This is a genomic window from Nostocoides sp. (assembly GCF_035343835.1).
GTDB classification, from domain to species: domain Bacteria; phylum Actinomycetota; class Actinomycetes; order Actinomycetales; family Dermatophilaceae; genus Nostocoides_A; species Nostocoides_A vanveenii.
In genome coordinates, this window is record NZ_DAOQZV010000029.1 from 18,640 (window position 1) to 20,752 (window position 2,113).

At 67.3% G+C, this 2,113-nt stretch carries 3 protein-coding genes; 1 reads left to right on the forward strand and 2 read right to left on the reverse strand.

Annotated elements, in window-relative coordinates:
• Positions 1 to 88 precede the first annotated feature (88 nt).
• Positions 89 to 985, forward strand: coding sequence for an NAD-dependent protein deacetylase (locus tag PKH97_RS03785; protein ID WP_324386072.1), 897 nt, complete (start codon positions 89 to 91; stop codon positions 983 to 985).
• A 4-nt stretch (positions 986 to 989) separates the two neighbouring features.
• Here PKH97_RS03785 and lexA read toward each other — a convergent pair whose 3' ends face one another.
• Positions 990 to 1,718: a transcriptional repressor LexA gene (gene lexA, locus PKH97_RS03790; protein ID WP_324386073.1), complete on the reverse strand. Its 729-nt coding sequence runs from the start codon at positions 1,716 to 1,718 to the stop codon at positions 990 to 992.
• A 112-nt stretch (positions 1,719 to 1,830) separates the two neighbouring features.
• Positions 1,831 to 2,113: hypothetical protein (locus PKH97_RS03795; RefSeq protein ID WP_324386074.1), on the reverse strand; the 283-nt coding region annotated here is incomplete at its 5' end.

Genomic DNA, 2,113 nt, shown 5'->3' on the forward strand with positions numbered 1-2,113 from the left:
CAGCCCCGTCGAGAGGCCGGTTCGGCATGTGATGGGATGAAACCCACGAACATGCCCCGCCCGAGGAGCACCCCATGGCAGGCCGGCTTTGACCGACTCGACCTCCGTCACCGCACATACCGACACCGCGAATCGCGCTGTTGACGCGCTGGCCGGCCTCGTCGCACGCGGTGGGGTACTTGCCCTGACCGGAGCCGGAATCAGCACGGACTCCGGCATTCCCGACTACCGCGGCCCCGACGGCCAGCGGCGCGTCACCCCGATGCAGCACGGCGAGTTCGTCACCTCCAGCTCCAGCCGGCAGCGCTACTGGGCCCGCTCGTATGCCGGCTGGTCCCGCTTCACCGCCGCCGAACCCAACGCGGGCCACCAGGCCCTCGCCGCCCTCGAAAGGTACGGCCTGGTCACCGACATCATCACCCAGAATGTCGACGGACTCCATCAACGGGCGGGCAGCAGTCGGGTCGTGGAGTTGCACGGCAGTCTCGCCGAGGTCGTCTGCCTCGATTGCGGCCAGCGCTATCCGCGCGAGCAGATACAGGCGGCCATCCGTCAGGCCAATCCGCGCTTTGCCGACGACATCACCGGCTTGGCTCGCGACGGATCCCGGGTCAGCAGCCAGATCCGCCCGGACGGCGATGTGGTGCTCGATGACGCGCTCATCGCGCACTTCGTGACCCCGACCTGCCGCGCCTGCGGCCTGGACCGGCTCAAACCGGATGTCGTCTTCTTCGGTGGCAGCGTGCCGCGCGAGCGGGTTGACCAATGCTTCCACCTCACCGATGCGGCCCACGCGCTCGTCGTCATCGGCAGCTCGCTACAGGTGATGAGCGGACTTCGCTTCGTGCGGCGCGCGGCGCGTGGCGGCATACCGATCGCTGCGGTGACGCGCGGACCCCTGCGCGATCGGCACCTGATCGACGTGCAGGTGGACGACGGCATCACCGAAACGTTGCGGCAGCTGGCCGACCGTCTCGGCGTCTGACCGATCACACCCGGCGAAGGACTGCGGTCACCTTGCCGAGGATCGTCGCGTGGTCACCGTCGATGGGGCCGAACGCCGGATTGTGCGGCATCAGCCACACCTTGCCGTCACGGCGCTTGAACGTCTTGACCGTGGCCTCGTTATCCAGCAGCGCGGCGACGATGTCGCCATTGTCCGCAGTCGGTTGCTGACGCACCACAACCCAGTCGCCGTCGCAGATCGCGGCGTCGATCATCGAGTCGCCAACCACCCGCAGAAGGAAAAGAGTGCCGTCGCCGACGATCTGGCGCGGCAGCGGGAAGACGTCCTCGACCACTTCGTCGGCCATGATCGGTGAACCCGCGGCGATCCGTCCGATCACCGGCACGTATGACGCTTCCGGCCGCGCGTCGCCGCTGCCCGTCTCGTCCTGGTGACCATCGTCCTCGTGGTCGCCGGGGCGGTAGCCACGCTCACCCGGGGCGTTCGGAGAGACGACTTCGATCGCTCGGGGCCGGTTGGGATCGCGCCGCAGATAGCCCTTGCGCTCAAGGGCGTGGAGTTGGTGGGCAACCGAACTGGGGGAGACCAGTCCGACCGCCTCGCCGATCTCGCGCATGCTCGGGGGATAGCCACGTTGATCGATCGAGGTGCGGATGACATCCAGGACGCGTCGCTGGCGCACGGTCAGACCGTCGCCGTCCTCGCGCTCAGGCATGGGGTGCACCTGGCCGGTCGTGTTGTCGCTGCTCATCTGGGCCTCCATTGCCCTCGCGTGGCCTGCTCGACGGTGGCATTTCCGCAGCTGGGGCCGGTTGTCGGTGGTCGCTGACATGCTCGTCCCAGTTCGGAAGAGCCTATGCCGATCAGGTCACGATCTCAAACATCTGTTCGATCGTTTCTTGCATCAGTCGCAGATTCCGTGCTACACATCGTACAACCGTTCTATCGAACATTTCTTCGATAGACACGCCGAAGGAGGAGATCAACATGGCCGCAACGCTCACATCCTGGGGGACCGACGGATCGTTGGCCCTGTCCGCTCCGCTGACCCTTCCCGCCCCGTCGACCAGGCCGGGACGTGACCGCCGTCGAGCGCTCGCGCTCGTGCCGCCGGTCGTCTCGCCGCGGCCGGCGTCGCGAGGCCGA